This window comes from Achromobacter xylosoxidans (genome assembly GCF_014490035.1).
Lineage (GTDB): Bacteria > Pseudomonadota > Gammaproteobacteria > Burkholderiales > Burkholderiaceae_B > Achromobacter > Achromobacter bronchisepticus_A.
Window position 1 is genome coordinate 5,749,939 of the sequence record NZ_CP061008.1, and the last position, 15,579, is coordinate 5,765,517.

14 protein-coding genes are annotated in these 15,579 nt (G+C 67.6%); 8 read left to right on the plus strand and 6 right to left on the minus strand.

What is annotated here, in order from left to right:
* Positions 1 to 13 precede the first annotated feature (13 nt).
* From paaG to IAG39_RS26670, 3 genes are read right to left on the minus strand one after another with little or no spacing between them, the layout of a single operon-like run.
* Positions 14 to 835 (minus strand): 2-(1,2-epoxy-1,2-dihydrophenyl)acetyl-CoA isomerase PaaG, encoded by an 822-nt coding sequence (gene paaG / locus IAG39_RS26660; RefSeq protein ID WP_118932396.1) that lies wholly within the window; start codon positions 833 to 835, stop codon positions 14 to 16.
* Positions 832 to 1,944 (minus strand): acyl-CoA dehydrogenase family protein, encoded by a 1,113-nt coding sequence (locus tag IAG39_RS26665; RefSeq protein ID WP_118932397.1) that lies wholly within the window; start codon positions 1,942 to 1,944, stop codon positions 832 to 834. The genes paaG and IAG39_RS26665 overlap by 4 nt, the downstream gene beginning before the upstream one ends.
* A 35-nt stretch (positions 1,945 to 1,979) precedes the next feature.
* Positions 1,980 to 3,170: an acyl-CoA dehydrogenase family protein gene (locus IAG39_RS26670; protein WP_118932398.1), complete on the minus strand. Its 1,191-nt coding sequence runs from the start codon at positions 3,168 to 3,170 to the stop codon at positions 1,980 to 1,982.
* A gap of 196 nt (positions 3,171 to 3,366) precedes the next feature.
* On the opposite strand from IAG39_RS26670, the gene IAG39_RS26675 reads away from it, so the two are divergent.
* Genes IAG39_RS26675 through IAG39_RS26695 form a run of 5 tightly spaced genes read left to right on the plus strand, consistent with a single transcriptional unit; the run spans position 3,367 to position 8,486 of the window.
* Positions 3,367 to 3,771 carry a Zn-ribbon domain-containing OB-fold protein gene (locus IAG39_RS26675; RefSeq protein WP_118932416.1) on the plus strand — a complete coding sequence of 135 codons (405 nt, stop codon included), beginning with the start codon at positions 3,367 to 3,369 and terminating at the stop codon, positions 3,769 to 3,771.
* On the plus strand, positions 3,768 to 4,940 hold the full coding sequence (locus tag IAG39_RS26680; RefSeq protein WP_118932399.1) for a thiolase: 1,173 nt from the start codon (positions 3,768 to 3,770) through the stop codon (positions 4,938 to 4,940). The genes IAG39_RS26675 and IAG39_RS26680 overlap by 4 nt, the downstream gene beginning before the upstream one ends.
* Positions 4,941 to 4,951: 11 nt before the next feature.
* Positions 4,952 to 6,472: a class I adenylate-forming enzyme family protein gene (locus IAG39_RS26685; protein ID WP_118932400.1), complete on the plus strand. Its 1,521-nt coding sequence runs from the start codon at positions 4,952 to 4,954 to the stop codon at positions 6,470 to 6,472.
* A gap of 57 nt (positions 6,473 to 6,529) precedes the next feature.
* On the plus strand, positions 6,530 to 7,504 hold the full coding sequence (locus IAG39_RS26690; RefSeq protein WP_059371540.1) for a Bug family tripartite tricarboxylate transporter substrate binding protein: 975 nt from the start codon (positions 6,530 to 6,532) through the stop codon (positions 7,502 to 7,504).
* Between the two features lie 19 nt (positions 7,505 to 7,523).
* The gene (locus IAG39_RS26695; RefSeq protein WP_118932401.1) at positions 7,524 to 8,486 is read left to right on the plus strand and encodes an NAD(P)H-dependent flavin oxidoreductase; all 963 of its coding nucleotides are present in this window, start codon (positions 7,524 to 7,526) and stop codon (positions 8,484 to 8,486) included.
* Here the strand turns inward: IAG39_RS26695 and IAG39_RS26700 are convergent.
* Complete coding sequence (locus IAG39_RS26700; protein ID WP_118932417.1) at positions 8,483 to 9,478, minus strand: tripartite tricarboxylate transporter substrate binding protein; 996 nt, start codon at positions 9,476 to 9,478, stop codon at positions 8,483 to 8,485. The genes IAG39_RS26695 and IAG39_RS26700 overlap by 4 nt on opposite strands.
* A gap of 128 nt (positions 9,479 to 9,606) precedes the next feature.
* On the minus strand, positions 9,607 to 10,506 hold the full coding sequence (locus tag IAG39_RS26705; RefSeq protein WP_059371537.1) for a LysR family transcriptional regulator: 900 nt from the start codon (positions 10,504 to 10,506) through the stop codon (positions 9,607 to 9,609).
* Positions 10,507 to 10,655: 149 nt separating this feature from the next.
* Here IAG39_RS26705 and IAG39_RS26710 point away from each other — a divergent pair, with 149 nt between their 5' ends.
* Genes IAG39_RS26710 through IAG39_RS26720 form a run of 3 tightly spaced genes read left to right on the plus strand, consistent with a single transcriptional unit; the run spans position 10,656 to position 13,670 of the window.
* Complete coding sequence (locus IAG39_RS26710; RefSeq protein ID WP_118932402.1) at positions 10,656 to 11,570, plus strand: SDR family NAD(P)-dependent oxidoreductase; 915 nt, start codon at positions 10,656 to 10,658, stop codon at positions 11,568 to 11,570.
* Between the two features lie 7 nt (positions 11,571 to 11,577).
* Positions 11,578 to 12,438: a MaoC family dehydratase gene (locus tag IAG39_RS26715; protein ID WP_118932403.1), complete on the plus strand. Its 861-nt coding sequence runs from the start codon at positions 11,578 to 11,580 to the stop codon at positions 12,436 to 12,438.
* Positions 12,435 to 13,670, plus strand: a complete 1,236-nt coding sequence (locus tag IAG39_RS26720) for a CaiB/BaiF CoA transferase family protein (protein WP_118932404.1) — start codon at positions 12,435 to 12,437, stop codon at positions 13,668 to 13,670. The genes IAG39_RS26715 and IAG39_RS26720 overlap by 4 nt, the downstream gene beginning before the upstream one ends.
* Before the next feature lie 210 nt (positions 13,671 to 13,880).
* Here IAG39_RS26720 and IAG39_RS26725 read toward each other — a convergent pair whose 3' ends face one another.
* A complete protein-coding gene (locus IAG39_RS26725; RefSeq protein WP_054457515.1) occupies positions 13,881 to 15,404 on the minus strand; it encodes a fumarate hydratase in 1,524 nt (507 codons plus the stop codon).
* Between the last annotated feature and the right edge of the window lie 175 nt (positions 15,405 to 15,579).

Consider the following 15,579-nt stretch of genomic DNA (forward strand, 5'->3'; position numbering starts at 1 on the left):
CGAGCCGCCACTCTCAGGTACCGGTGAATGCCGGCGGACGCTTCTGCGCGAACGCCCGCATGCCTTCCAGGTAGTCGTCGGTGTAGCCCAGTTCGCGCTGCAAGCGGCATTCCAGATCGAATTGCTGCGCCAGCGTGTTGCCGCTGGAGGCGTGCAGCGCGGCCTTGGTGGCCGCATAGGCGCGCGTGGGTCCCGCCGCCAAGGTATCGGCGACTTCGGCCAGCGTATCCGTCAGCGCCTCGTCTGGCACCACGCGCCAGATCAGGCCCCAGGTTTCCGCCTGCCTGGCGCTGAGCGCTTCGCCGAACAGCGCGGCGCCCATGGCCCGCGCGGAACCCACCAGCCGCGGCAGGAACCAGGTGCCGCCGGCATCCGGCAGCAGGCCGATCTTGCTGAAGGCCTGAATGAAGCGCGCCGACTCCACCGCGAACACCACGTCGCAAGCCAGCGCCAGGCTGGCGCCCGCGCCGGCCGCGACGCCGTTCATCACGCACACCACCGGCACCGGCAGGTTGCGCAGCCGGGTGATCAGCGGCCGGTAGCATTGCTCCAGGATCAGGCTCAGGTCGCGGCGCGCGCCGTCCTCCGCGGGCTTGCGTTCGCCGAGGTCCTGGCCCGCGCAAAAGCCCCGCCCCGCGCCGGTGATGATCAGTCCGCGCAGGCTGCGGTCGGCCTCCATGGCATCCAGCGCCCCCGCCAGCTCGGCATGCATGACTTCCGTGAAGCTGTTCAGCCGGTCGGGCCGGTTCAGCGTGATGAGGCCCACGCCCCGCTCCAACGTAAATCGGATTTGTGTGTAGCCGCCTTCGCCCTGGGTCGTCGACGCCGCGCTCATGCCAGTTCCTCCAGCACCGCCAGTTGTTCGGCCGTATCGCCCAGCAGCTGGTCGACGACGGTCAGCCGTTTGAAGTAATCGCCCACGTCCAGCTCGTCGGTCATGCCCATGCCGCCATGCAGCTGCACCGCCAGTTGCGCCACCAGGCGTCCGGCGCGCGCGGCTTCCAGCTTGGCCGAGGCGATCATGCGGCGGCGCTGCGCGGCGTCGGTTTCGGTCAGGGCCGCCACCGCCACGTAGGCCATGGACAAAGCCAGTTCCTTGGCCACCAGCATTTCCGCGAGGCGATGCTGCAAGGCCTGGAACGAGGCCAGCGGCTGGCCGAACTGCTTGCGCGCCTTAAGGTAGTCGACGGTGATTTCCAGCAACCGCTCCATTGCGCCCGCGGCATGCGCGCAAAGCGCGGCCGTGCCCCACTGCAGGGACTGCGCCAGGGCCTGGTCGGCGGCGGCCCCTTGCGCCAGCAGGGCTGCGCGCGGCAGGCTGACCGCGTTCAGGTCCAGCCGGGCGCAGCGCGCGCCGTCCAGCGTGGGCGTATCCGTGATCCGCACGCCCGCCGTATCGGCCGGCACGGCCAGCAACAGGGTCTCGCCCTCGTCGCCGCGCGCGCTGACCAGCCAGGCGGTGGCCGCCGCGCCGTGCCAGACCAGATGTTTGACGCCGTCCAGCCGCCAGCCATCGGCGGCCTTGCTGGCGCGGCAATCGCGCGGATCGGTGTCGTAGCGGCGCCCGGGCTCCTGGTACGCCACGCTGACGATGGCGTCGCCCGAGGCGATGGCCGGCAGCCACAGGCCGCGCGCTTCGCCGCCGCAGGCGTCGAGCAGCGCCGCGCCCATGACCGCGCTGGGGATGACAGGCTCGGACACCAGCCCTCGGCCCAGCTCCACATGCACCGGCAGCAGGCTGGCCGGCACTTCGCCGAAACCGCCAAAATCCTGCGGGATGGTCAGACCCAAAACGCCCAGTTCGGCCAATGCGGCCCAGGCATCCGCATCCAGCTTGCCCGCCGCCTGGCGGGCGCGGCGGCGCGCGTGCGTCCATTCCTGGTCCACCAGGCGCCGCAGGCTGTCGGCCAGCATGCGCTGTTCTTCGGTATAGATGAAATCCATGCGTCGTCTTCCTGTCGGGTTGCGCGAGGCCGGGCCTACAGGCCCAGCACCAGGCGGGCGATGATGCCCTTCTGCACTTCGGTGGTGCCGCCGTAGATCGAGGTCTTGCGCATGTCGGCATAGCCGGCGCCGGCCGCAGCCGCCAATTCCGGCCCTGGCCCGCAATATCCCTTGTCAGCCTGCAGCCAATCGGGGTCATAGGGCCAGGCGTCCGGTCCCGCCACCTCCATCTGCAGCATCGCCAGGTCCTGCTGGATCTCGGAGCCGCGGATCTTCAGCACGGAGGCTTCCGGCCCGGGCGTGCCGTCGTTGCTGGAGGCCACGCGCAGCAGCAGCATCTCCAGCGCCATGATGTCCACCTCGATGCGCGAAATGCGGTCGCGGTACCGGCTGTCGTCCAACAGGGGCCTGCCCCGGGACTGCGCCTGCACCGCCATGTGCTTGAGCACGCCCAATTCGCGGTGGCAATGGCCCAGGCCGGCGATGCCGGTGCGCTCGTGGCCCAGCAGGTACTTGGCATAGGTCCAGCCCTGGTTCTCCACGCCTACCAGGTTGGCCACGGGCACGCGCACGTTTTCCAGCCAGACCTCGTTCACGTCGTGCCCGCCGTCCAGCGTGCGGATGGGGCGCACGGTCACGCCTGGCGAGCGCATGTCCAGCAGCAGCATCGAAATGCCGCGCTGCGCGCGGGCCTCGGGGTCGGTGCGGACCAGGCAGAACATCCAGTCGGCGTACTGGGCCAGCGTGGTCCAGGTCTTCTGGCCGTTGACGACGTACTCGTCGCCATCGCGCACCGCGCGGGTCGACAGCGAAGCCAGGTCGGACCCCGAACCCGGCTCGGAGTAGCCCTGGCACCACCAGTCCTCCACGCGGATGATGCGCGGCAGGAGGCGCGCCTGCTGCTCGGCGCTGCCGTACTTCATCAGGACCGGGCCGATCATGGACAGGCCAAAAGGCAACAGGCGCGGGGCGCCGGCCTTGAAGCATTCCACCTCGAAGATCAGCCGCTGCAATGCGTTCCAGCCGGTGCCGCCGTGCTCGACCGGCCAGTTCGGCGCGCCCCAGCCCTGGTCGGCCAGGATGTTGTGCCAGCGCACGTAGTCCTCGCGCTCCAGCCGCTGGTGGCGCAGCACCTTGTCGCGTATGTCCTGCGGCAGCTTGTCCGTGGCGAAGGCGCGCACTTCTTCGCGGAATAGCCGCTCCTGCGGCGTCCAGGTCAGGTTCATGGTCGGGCTCCTTTTGCGGTATCTAGCCACGGTCCGGCACGCCGGACAATCTGCCTCTTCCGAAGACGGGCTTCGCGCAGGACATAGGGCGTCCCACTACGGGCCGGCGGAAGGCCAGCTTCAGCAATGAAGAATGGCCGAAGCCGCCGCCAGTGCGGACACTTGCAAGCGTCATCCACTGGAACCCGTAGGCATCATGACCGTTCCCGATCAGCAGGCCGGCGCGCCGCAAGGCGTAGAGGCGCAGTACCGCCAGGCGCTGGACCAAGGCCGCTTCCTCATCCAGCATTGCGCCGGCTGCGACCGCGCCGTGTTCTACCCCCGCATGATCTGCCCGCATTGCGGCGCGGACAAACTCGCCTGGACCACGCCCGACGGGCGCGGCGAGGTCTATTCCACCACCGTGGTGCGCCGCAAGCCCGAGGCGGGCGGCGACTACAACGTGGCGCTGATCGATCTGCGGGAGGGCGTCAGGCTGATGAGCCGGGTGGAGGGCGTCGCGCCCGATGCCGTGCGCATCGGCATGGCGGTGCGCGCGCAGGTGGCGCAGCAGGATGGCCGCAGCCTCCTGGTCTTCGTACCCAACAAGGAGGCGCAATGACGCTGAACGATCTGCGCGGCGCCGTGGCGGTGGCCGGCGTGGGCCACGCGGGCCTGGGCCAGGCCGCGGGCTACACCGAAATGGAAATCCTGGTGCAGGCGGCGCAGCGCGCGGTGGCGGACGCCGGCCTCACCATGCGCGACATCGACGGCATCTGCACCGCCAGCGTGGCCGCGCCGATGTGGGCCATGCCGGTGATCGAACACCTGGGCATCCGCCCCAGCTTCATCGACAGCACCATGCTGGGCGGCTCCAGCTTCGTCGCGCACCTGCTGCCGGCGCTGCACGCGCTGGCTTCCGGCCAGTGCAACGCGGTGCTGGTCTGCTATGGCAGCACGCAACGCACCTCTAGCTTGAGCCGCGCCGAGATCGGCCGGGTGCGCAAGCAGTTCGATCCGCAGCCGTACGAAACGCCCTACGAGCCGCTGAGCCCCCTGTCGTCCTACGCGCTGGCGGCCGCGCGCCACATGCATCAGTACGGCACGCGCCGCGAACACCTGGCGCAGGTGGCGCTGGCCGCCAACCAATGGGCCCAGCTCAATCCCGAAGCGCAGTTGCGCGAACCCGCCACGCTGGAGCAGATCCTCTCGGCGCGCATGGTGTCCGACCCCTTGAGCGTGCGCGACTGCTGCCTGGTCACCGATGGCGCCGGCGCCTACGTGCTGGTGCGCGCCGAGCGCGCCCGCGACCTGCCGCGCCCGCCCGTCTATGTGCTGGGCAACGCCACCGCGGTCTGGAACCGGCAGATCTCATCCATGGAAGACCTGACCGTGACCGCCGCGGCCGAATCCGGCAAGCGGGCCTTCGAGATGGCGGGTGTTGCGCCCCGGGACATCGACGTGGTGGAGCTGTACGACGCCTTCACCATCAACACCCTGCTGTTCCTGGAAGACCTGGGTTTCTGCGCCAAGGGCGAAAGCAAGGACTTCATCGCCAATGGCGCCATCGCGCCGGGCGGCGCGCTGCCAGTCAACACCAACGGCGGCGGGCTGTGCTGCGTGCATCCCGGCATGTACGGCATCTTCATCATGATCGAGGCCGTCCGCCAGCTGCGCGGCGAATGCGGCGCGCGCCAGATCGCCGACGCGCACCTCGCCCTGGTGCACGGCAACGGCGGCACCCTGTCCAGCCAATCCACCGCCATCCTGGGAACCCAGGCCACGCTTTGAACGACGCAACCATGTCCCCGGCAGCCCCTCTTACCCGCATCCATCAATTGCTGGCGCAGCAAGCCGGCCAGCGGCCCGACGCCACCTTTCTATACGAGGAGGGCGGCGGCAGACTGAGCTACGCGCAGTTCTGGCGGCGCGTACAGGCCGCGGCCGCATGGCTCGAAGAACAGGGCGTGCGTCCAGGGCATCGCGTGCTGATCGCGGGTGAAAACTGCGCGGCCATGATCGCAGCGCTGTTTGCCTGCAGCGCGGCCGGGGCCTGGCCCGTGGGCGTGAACGCACGCCTGTCCACGCGCGAGATCGACGCCATCCGTCTTCATGCGCAACCCGAACTGCTGCTCTACACCAGCGGCGTCTCGCACGCCGCCGCGGTCCATGCCGAGCATGCCGGCGCCACCGACGCCGATCCCGACGTCTGGGGACCCGGCGTGCAGGCTGCGCGTGCGGACAGCCCCACGCAAGCCGAGACCGGCGATTCCGCCGCCTTAGTGGCCACCGTGATCTATACGTCCGGCACCACGGGCGCCCCCAAGGGGGTCCTCGTGCCGCATCGCGGCTTGCTGCATTTTGCCCGCGTGTCAGCCGCCTCGCGCCGCCTGACGCCGCAGGACATCGGCTACGCCGCGCTGCCCATGTCGCACATCTTCGGCATCGCCACCGTGCTGATGGCCACGGTGCACGCCGGCGCCAGCCTGGTGCTGCGCAGCCGCTTCGACGCCGCCGACGCCTTCAAGGCCCTGGCGCATCCGGGCGTCAGCATCCTGCAGGGCGTGCCCACCATGTTCAGCCGCATGATGGCGGTGGCGCCTCCACGCGCGGAACTGCGAGCGCCGGCCCTGCGCTACCTGTACACGGGCGGCGCGGCGCTGGACCCCACGCTCAAGCGCGATGCCGAGCGCTATTTCGGCGTCGCCATGCACCACGGCTACGGCATCACCGAATACGCGGGCTCCATGTTCGTCACCCGCATCGATGCGCCGCGCAGCGACTGCTCGGCCGGCCACGCCGTCGAAGGCGTGGAAATGCGCATCGGCAGCCCCGACGGCGGCAAGCCCGCGCCGGGAGAGCGCGGCGACATCCTGATCCGCGGTCCGGGCGTCATGCTGGGCTACTACCGCAATCCCGAACAAACCGCGCAGGCGCTGCTGCCCGGCGGCTGGCTCAACACCGGCGACATCGGCTACGTCGACGAACAGGGCGCGCTGTACATCGCGGGCCGTTCCAAGGACCTGATCATCCGCTCCGGCTTCAACGTCTATCCACTGGAAGTCGAGTCCGTCATCAACGCGTTCCCCGGCGTGCGCCTGTCGGCCGTGGTCGGCCGCCCCACCGCCGATCAAAACGAAGAAGTCATCGCCTTCGTCGAGCCCTTGCCCGGCGCCACCGTGGACACCAACCTGCTGATGCTGCATCTGCGCGCGCAGCTGGCGCCGTACAAGCGGCCCGCCCGCATCATCCCCATCGACACCATTCCCACCACCGTCAGCGGCAAGATCCTCAAGCAGCCGCTGAAAGAAAGGCTGGCGTAGCCGCGGACCCGCTGTTCCGCTGCACGACCCGCCACTTACCCACAAGGAGACTACAGCGTGAACATCAAGACCCTGCTCGCCGCGGCCGCCGCCACGGCGACGCTCGCCACGGCTTCTAACGCCTGGGCCGACGCCTATCCCGAACGCCCCATCCGGCTGCTGGTCGGCTACGCCCCCGGCGGCCCCGTCGACACCACCGCCCGCGTCTTCGCCAAGTACCTGGGCGACAAGCTGGGCCAGTCCGTGGTGGTGGAAAACCGCGCCGGCGCCAGCGGCATGATCGCCTCTGACGCCACCGCCAAGGCTGCGCCCGACGGCTACATGCTGGGCTTCGCCGCCAGCCCCACCCTCACCATGTCGCCGCTGGTCCAGCGCAGCACGCTGTTCGATCCGCGCAAGGACTTCTCGCTGATCGGACTGGTGGTGGACTACGCCAACGTTTTGCTGATCGGCCCGCAGATCCCCGCCAAGAACGTCGGCGAACTGGTCACCTACGCCCGCGCCCATCCCGACGCCGTGTCCTTCGGCTCCGCCGGCATCGGCGCGTCCAACCACCTGTCGGCCGAGCTGCTGAAGAAGCAGGCGGGCGTACCCATGCTGCACGTGCCCTACCGCGGCAACTCGCCCGCCATGGTGGACGTGATCAGCGGCAAGATCACCTTCATGTTCGACATCACCAGCACCGCCATCCCCTTCGTCAAGAGCGGCAAGGCGCGCGCCCTGGCGGTCACCTCCAAGACCCGCAACCCCGAGCTGCCCGACGTGCCCACCATGGTCGAAGCCGGCATGAAGGACTACGAGGTGGTCGGCTGGTACGCGCTGGTGGGGCCGAAGAAGCTGCCCGACGCCGTCGCGGCCCGCCTGACCCGCGCGTTGAACGAAGTCTCCAGCGATCCGGCCTTCCGCCAGGCCATGACCGATGGCGGCTACACCATCAACACCGGCGACTCCAAGGCGCTGCAATCACGCATCGACCGTGAGTACGCCTTGTGGTCCGACGTCATCCAGAGCGCCAACATCCAGGCCAATTGAGTACTACCGGAGCATCCAGATGAATCCCCCGCTCGCGCTGCACGCCCAGACCCGCCTGCCCCTCATCGGCGCCCCCATGTTCCTGGTCTCCGGACCGGACCTGGTGGTGGCGCAATGCGCGGCGGGGATCATCGGCACCTTTCCATCGCTCAACGCCCGCCCGCAGGAACAGCTGCACGATTGGCTCACACGCATCGAACTTGGCCTGGCCGCGAAACGCCAGGCTGCGCCAGACGCCACGATCGCGCCCTACGGCGTCAACCTGATCGTCCACCCCAGCAATCCGCGCTGGCAGGGCGACCTGGCCATCTGCGCCGAGCGGCGCGTGCCGCTAGTCATCACCTCGCTGCATGCCCCCGAAGCCGTGGTGGCCGCCGTGCACGGCTACGGCGGGCTGGTGTTCCACGACGTCACCAACGTGCGGCATGCCAAGCGCGCGCTGGACGCCGGCGTTGACGGCCTTATCCTGGTGGCGGCAGGCGCGGGCGGCCATGCGGGACAGCTAAGTCCATTCGCGCTGATCAACGAAATCCGCGCCTTCTACGACGGCCCGCTGGCGCTGTCCGGCTGTATCAGCCACGGCAAGGACATCCTGGCCGCGCAGGTGCTGGGCTGCGACTTCGCCTACATGGGTACGCGCTTCATCGCCACGCGGGAATCGCTGGCCGGCGACGCCTATCGCGAAATGGTGCTGCAGGCGCAGGCGGCGGACGTGACCTACACGCCTTATTTCTCGGGCGTGCCCGCGAACTACCTGTCGGCCAGCATCCAGGCGGCGGGGCTGGATCCGTTGGAACTTGCCAGGAACGGCGTGGCCCCGCCCGCGAACATGGACAAGAGCTCGCGTCCCAAGGCCTGGAAGGATGTGTGGAGCGCAGGCCAGGGCGTGGGCGCGGCGCAGGAGATCCTGCCCGCCGCGATGCTGGTGGATCAGCTGGAATCCGAATATCTCGCCGCGCGCGACGCCCTGCGCCGGTTCTAGTCCAGCTTGATGTTGGCCGTCTTGATGACGTCGCGCCATTTGGCGATTTCATCACGCACGAACTCGCCGAATTGCTCTGGAGTGCCGGGCTTGGGCTCGGCGCCCGCTGCGATCATGCTCTGCGCGGTGGCCTGATCCGACAGCACCTTCACCAAATCCGCATTCACGCGTTTGACGATGTCGGGCGGCGTTCCTTTGGGCGCCATCACGCCGCTCCACGAGTACGCCTCGTAGCCCGGCAGGCCGGACTCGGCGATCGTCGCCACGTCGGGCAGCATGCTGGAACGCGTGGGGTTTCCCACGCCCAGCGCGCGCACCTTGCCGCCCTTCAGATGCGGCACGGCGGAAGGCCCATCGGCGAACATCACCTGCACCTGTCCGCCCAGCAGGTCCTGCATGGCGGGCGCGCTGCCGCGGTAGGGTACGTGCTGGATGCGCACGCCGGCCATGGCGTTGAACAATTCGCCGGCCAGGTGCGTGCCGCCGCCCGTGCCTGACGAGCTGAACGACAGCTTGCCCGGGTTGGCCTTGGCATAGGCGATCAACTCGCTCACCGAATTCACGGGCAGCGTCGCGTTCACCACCAGCACGATGGGAAACACCGCCGCCATGCCGACCGGCACGAAGTCCCGCGTAATGTCGTAGCTCAGATTGCCGCGCAGGCTGGGCAGCACCGCATGGTGGATGGAGGCGAAAAAATAGTTGTAGCCGTCGGGCTCGGACTTGGCCGCGAACTGCGCGCCCACGATGCCGCCGGCGCCCGACTTGTTGTCCACCACCGTGGGTACCGACCACAGCTGTCCCAGCGGCTGCGTGGTGAAGCGCGCGGTCGTGTCCACGGGACCGCCCGCAGGAAACGGCACGATGAAATTCACGGCATGCGCAGGCCAGGCGGCGGCGCGGGCCAGCCTGGGGAACAGCGCGGGCACCGCGGCGGCAGCGCATGCGGCGCCCAGCCGCGCAACGGCGCGGCGGCGTAGTAGATCGGTCACGGCAGTCTCCTGGTTCTCGGTTTTATGGGCGGCCAAGCTCTAGGACTGCTGCCTGACGCCTTTTTTATTATTTGCCGAACCTGCGGAGCCGCCGCTACACATTTGCAAAAGCCCCTCTTCGGGAGGCGCTACAGGCCGCGCGCCGCGCGCTGCACGTGTTCGATGAAGCACTCCGCGAAACTGGGCAGATCGCGTCCACGCTGACGGCACAGCAGGCGGTCGCGCAACGCCCAGGGATCGTCCAGCTTGAGCACATGCAGCGCGTCCGGACGGCTGTAGCGCGCCGCGCAGGCGCGCGGCACCACCGCGATCCCCGCGCCCGCCTCCACCATGCGGCACACCGCTTCGAAGCTGCCCACGTGCACGCGCTGGCAGATGCGCTTGCCCAGGCCGCTGGCGATGTCTTCCAGGAAGGTCTGGATGGCGCTGTCCGGATGGATGCCGACGAACTGATACGCGTCCAGCAGGTCGGCGAAATGCGCGGACTCCGACGCGGCCAGCGGATGGTCCAGCGACGTCACCACGGTGAGTTCATCGCGGAACAACGGCGTGACGTCCAGGCCCGACACGTCGATATTGCCCGCCACCAGCCCCAGGTCTCCCTGACCTGCGCGTATGGCAATGACGATATCGCCGGAAATCTTTTCTTCCAGCTCCACGTCCACATCCGGGTTTTCCGCAAGAAACGTGGACAGCGCGTCGGCCAGAAAGGAATTGGTGGCCGTGGTGTTGGCCAATAAGCGCAAACGCCCCTTCAAGCCGCTGGCGTAGGGCTGCAAGTCCGCATTCAAGCATTCCAGCTGCCGGAACACGGCGTTCGCATGCTTGAGCAGCACTTCGCCCGCCGGCGTCAGCGCCACGCCCGTGGCCATGCGCACCAACAGCCTGGCCTTGAAGGCCTCTTCCATGTTCTTCACCCGCGCGCTTGCCGCCGGCAGGGACAGGAAGGTGCGTTCCGCAGCCCGGGTCAGATTGAGTGTTTCCCCCACGTTCAGAAACAAACGCAGGTCGGTCAGATCGTGTCTCATGTTCCACCACGCAGAAGGGGGGCATATCTAATTTTGAATTCTTCGCATGCCTCGTCGAATCTACCATGGTGCATCCCCTCGAACCAGAGCGTTTGATGCGGAACTGTTTTCCACACGGCGCGCGCGCCGCAGCACAGGAGTCAGCTTCAATGAGCGGCATAGTTTCCGGAAAAGTGGTGATCGTGACGGGCGCGGGCGGCGGCATCGGTCGCAGCATTGCACTGGCCATGGCGCAGGCTGGCGCCAAGGTGGTGGTGAACGACATCGGCGTCTCGCTCACCGGCGAAGGCGGCGCGGAGGGTCCCGCTCAAGCGGTCGTCAAGGAGATCGTCGCGGCCGGCGGCCAGGCCGTCGCCAACACCGACAGCGTGGCCGCGTACGACAGCGCCAGCCGCTGCGTGCAGACGGCGATAGACGCGTTCGGCCGCATCGATGCCGTGGTCAACAACGCCGGGAATCTGCGCGACCGGGTTTTCCACAAGATGAGCGAAGAGGAATGGAGCCAGGTGCTGGGCGTGCACCTCAACGGCTCCTTCTTCATGAGCCGCGCGGCTGCGCCCTACTTCCGCGAACAGGAGTCCGGCGCCTTCGTGCACATGACCTCCACGTCCGGACTGATCGGAAACTTTGGGCAGGCCAACTACGCGGCGGCCAAGCTCGGCATCGTGGCCTTGTCGAAATCCATCGCCCTGGACATGGCGCGCTACAACGTGCGCTCCAACTGCATCGCGCCGTTCGCATGGAGCCGTATGACCAGCTCCATTCCCGCCGAGACCGAAGAAGAAAAGGCCCGCGTCGAAAAGCTGAAGAAAATGGAAGCCGGCAAGGTTGCGCCCATGGCCGTCTACCTGGCCAGCGACGCCGCCAGCGAGGTCACCGCGCAGATCTTCGCGGTGCGCGCCAACGAGATCATGCTGATGAGCCAACCGCGCCCGCTGCGCACCGTGCACCACGGCGAAGGCTGGACGCCCGAGCGCATCGCCGAGATCGCCGTGCCCGCCATGCGCAAGCACTTCTACGCGTTGGAGCGCTCGCCCGACGTCATCGACTGGGATCCCATCTGAGGCCGCCATGCCCCTGGACTACGCAACCGTGAAGAATTGGCGCTTCGACGAGGTGCGCCAGCGCTACGACGAAAAAGACACCATGCTGTACGCCCTGGGCATAGGCCTGGGGCAAGACCCCGAAGACACCGGACAGTTGCGCTACGTGTACGAAAAAGGCTTGCAATCCTTTCCCACCATGAGCGTGGTGCTGGGCTATCCGGGCTTCTGGGTCCAGGACCCGCGCGCCGGCATCGACTGGGTACGCGTGGTCCACGGCGAGCAGCGGCTGACCATGCATGCGCCCCTGCCCGCAGCCGGCGTGGTCACCGGCAGGAGCCGCAACACGCACGTGATCGACAAGGGCGCCGACAAGGGCGCCATCATCATCACCGAGCGCACCCTGCATGGCGAAGACGGCGCCTGCCTCGCCACCTTGCGCCAAAGCACCTTCTGCCGCGGCGACGGCGGCTTCGGCCAGGGAGACGACAGCCCTGCCGCCCTGCCCGCGGCGCCCGACGGCGAACCGGACCTGCGCTGCGAGATCCGCATTCCCGCCAGCGCCGCCCTGCTGTACCGGCTGAACGCCGACCGCAACCCGCTGCACGCAGACCCCGAAGTCGCACGCGCGGCCGGCTACCCCAAACCCATCCTGCACGGACTGTGCTCCTACGGCGTAGTCGCGCACGCCATCGTCAAAAGCTGCTGCGGCTACGACGCCTCACGCCTGGTCAGCCTGAACACGCGCTTCTCGGCGCCGGTGTATCCCGGCGAAACCCTGCAGTGCGACATCTGGCGCCTGCCCGGCGGCCAGCTCCGCTTCCAGGCCCGCGCGCAAGAACGCGGCGTGGTGGTCATGAGCCACGGCACCGCGGAGCTGAAGCCATGACCCGCGCGCCCGCATTGACCGGCATCCGCGTACTGGATCTATCGCGCATCCTGGCCGGCCCCTGGTGCACGCAGAACCTGGCCGACCTGGGCGCCGACGTCATCAAGATCGAACGCCCCCGCGTGGGCGACGACACCCGCGCCTGGGGTCCGCCGTTCCTCAAGGACGGCAACGGCCAGGACACCGAGGAATCCGCCTATTACCTCAGCGCCAACCGCAACAAGCGCTCGGTGGAAGCCGACATGGCCACGCCCGCAGGCGCCGCGCTGATCCGCGAACTGGCGGCCGCCAGCGACATCCTGGTCGAGAACTTCAAGGTCGGCGGGCTGGCCAAGTACGGCCTGGACTACGACAGCCTGAAGCAGATCAACCCGCGCCTGATCTATTGCTCGGTCACCGGCTTCGGCCAGGACGGCCCCTACGCGCAGCATCCTGGCTACGACTTCATGATCCAGGGCATGGGCGGCCTCATGAGCATCACCGGGGAACGCGACGACCTGCCCGGCGGCGGGCCGCAGAAGGCCGGCGTGGCGGTGACCGACATCATCACCGGCATGTACGCCACCGTCGCGATCCTGGCCGCCTTGCAGGAACGCCACAACAGCGGCCTGGGCCAACACCTGGACATCGCCCTGCTGGACAGCCACGTCGCCCTGCTGGCCAACCAGAACTCGAACTACTTCAACTCCGGCGTGGCACCCCAGCGCGCCGGCAACGCCCACCAGAACGTCGTGCCCTACCAGGTGTTCGCCGCCAGCGACGGCCACCTGATCGTGGCCACGGGCAATGAATCGCAGTACCGCGCATACTGCCGCGCCATCGGCGCACCCGAACTGGGCGACGACCCGCGCTTCGCCACCAACCGCATGCGCCTGGCCAACCGCGAACTGCTGGTCGGCCTGCTGACCGAGATCATGCGCCAGGGCAAACGCGACGACTGGATCGCCAGGCTGGAGGCCGTGGGCGTGCCTTGCGGGCCGATCAACGATATCGCGCAGGCCCAGGCGCATCCGCAAGCGCAGGCGCGGCAGCTGCGCCGCGACATGCCGCATCCGGCGGGCGGCGTGGCGGCGGTGACGGCAAGCCCGCTGCGGCTGTCGGCCTCGCCGGTCGAGTACCGCCGCGCGCCGCCGCTGCTTGGGGAGCATACGGAGGAAGTGCTGCGGGAGGTGTTGGGGAAGACGCCAGAAGCGATTGCAGCGTTTTGCGCGGGATTGAGGAAGGAGGGATGAGCAGGTTGCGCGCGGGGTGAGGCGGAGGTTTGGCTGCCGTGTAGCGGAGGCTGGAGATGTGGGCGTTCGCGCAAGCGAACACCATCACAATCAAATAAATCACGTATGTCTTTATCGGCCGCCCGGGCGGCCTACGAAGCACCAGGCACTAAAGCCAAAAAAAAACGGCCGCCAGTCCCCTGGCAGCCGTTTTTCTCACAACCTACGGAATCAAGCCACAGCGACAGGAATCTTCCCGATCTTGGCCTGCCATTCCTTGGGCCCCGTGGTATGGACAGAGGTACCCTGAGCATCAACCGCCACGGTCACCGGCATGTCCTTCACGTCGAACTCATAGATGGCTTCCATGCCCAGGTCCGCAAAACCCAGCACCTTGGCGCCACGGATAGCCTTCGACACCAGGTAGGCCGCGCCGCCCACCGCCATCAGGTAAGCCGAGTTGTGCTTCTTGATGGATTCGATCGCCACCGGACCGCGTTCCGACTTGCCGATCATCGCGATCAAGCCCGTCTGCTCCAGCATCATGTCGGTGAACTTGTCCATGCGCGTAGCGGTCGTGGGACCCGCCGGGCCGACCACTTCGTCGCGCACCGGATCCACCGGACCCACGTAGTAAATGACGCGATTCTTGAAATCCACCGGCAGCGGCTCGCCCTTGGCCAGCATGTCCTGGATGCGCTTGTGCGCCGCATCGCGGCCCGTCAACATCTTGCCCGACAGCAGCAGCGTCTGACCCGGCTTCCAGCTGGCCACTTCTTCCTTGGTCAGCGTATTCAGGTCCACCTGCTTGGACTTGTTGTAGTCCGGCGCCCAATGCACTTCCGGCCACTCCGACAGCGACGGCGGATCCAGGCGCGCCGGACCCGAGCCGTCCAGCTCGAAGTGCGCATGACGCGTCGCCGCGCAGTTCGGGATCATCGCCACCGGCTTGGAAGCCGCGTGCGTGGGGAACGTGCTGATCTTCACGTCCAGCACCGTCGTCAGGCCGCCCAGGCCCTGCGCGCCGATACCCAGCGCATTGACCTTCTCATACAGCTCGATACGCAGCTCTTCCAGCTTGTTCTGCGGACCGCGGGCCAGCAGCTCGTACATGTCGATGTCTTCCATCAACGACTGCTTGGCCATCAGCATGGCCTTCTCGGCCGTGCCGCCGACGCCAATGCCCAGCATGCCCGGCGGGCACCAGCCCGCGCCCATCGTCGGCACCGTCTTGAGCACCCAGTCCACCAGCGAATCGCTCGGATTCAGCATCGCGAACTTCGACTTGTTTTCCGAACCGCCGCCCTTCGAAGCGACTTGCACGTCGACCTTGTCGCCCGGGACAAGCTCGACGTGCAGGATACAGGGCGTGTTGTCGCGCGTGTTCTTGCGCGCGAACAGCGGATCGTCCAGCACCGAAGCGCGCAGCGGATTGTCCGGGTTCAGATAACCGCGGCGCACGCCTTCGTCACAGAGTTCCTGCAGGGTGCGCTTGGTCTCGAAGCGCACGCCCATGCCGACCTTCAGGAAGACGTTGACAATGCCCGTGTCCTGGCACAGCGGACGCTTACCCTCGGCGCACATGCGCGAGTTGGTCAGGATCTGCGCCATCGCGTCGCGCGCGGCGGGGCTTTCCTCGCGCTCATAGGCGCGGGCCAGGTGGCGGATGTAGTCGACGGGATGGTAGTAGCTGATGAACTGGATGCCATCGGCTATCGACTGGATGAAGTCTTCTTCTTTAATGATGACTGACATGGCGATATGCGGGTGTAGATGATGAAAACGTGAAAACGCGGCCGGCAGGACTAGCGCGGCGCAATGGAGAAAGAACTATTTTGCCGCCGGGCCGCCCCAAGGCAAAATGCGCCCCCCTCGGGGGGCAGCAAGCCCCGCAGGGGCGCGGCGTGGGGGCTACCATTTTGCCGCCGGG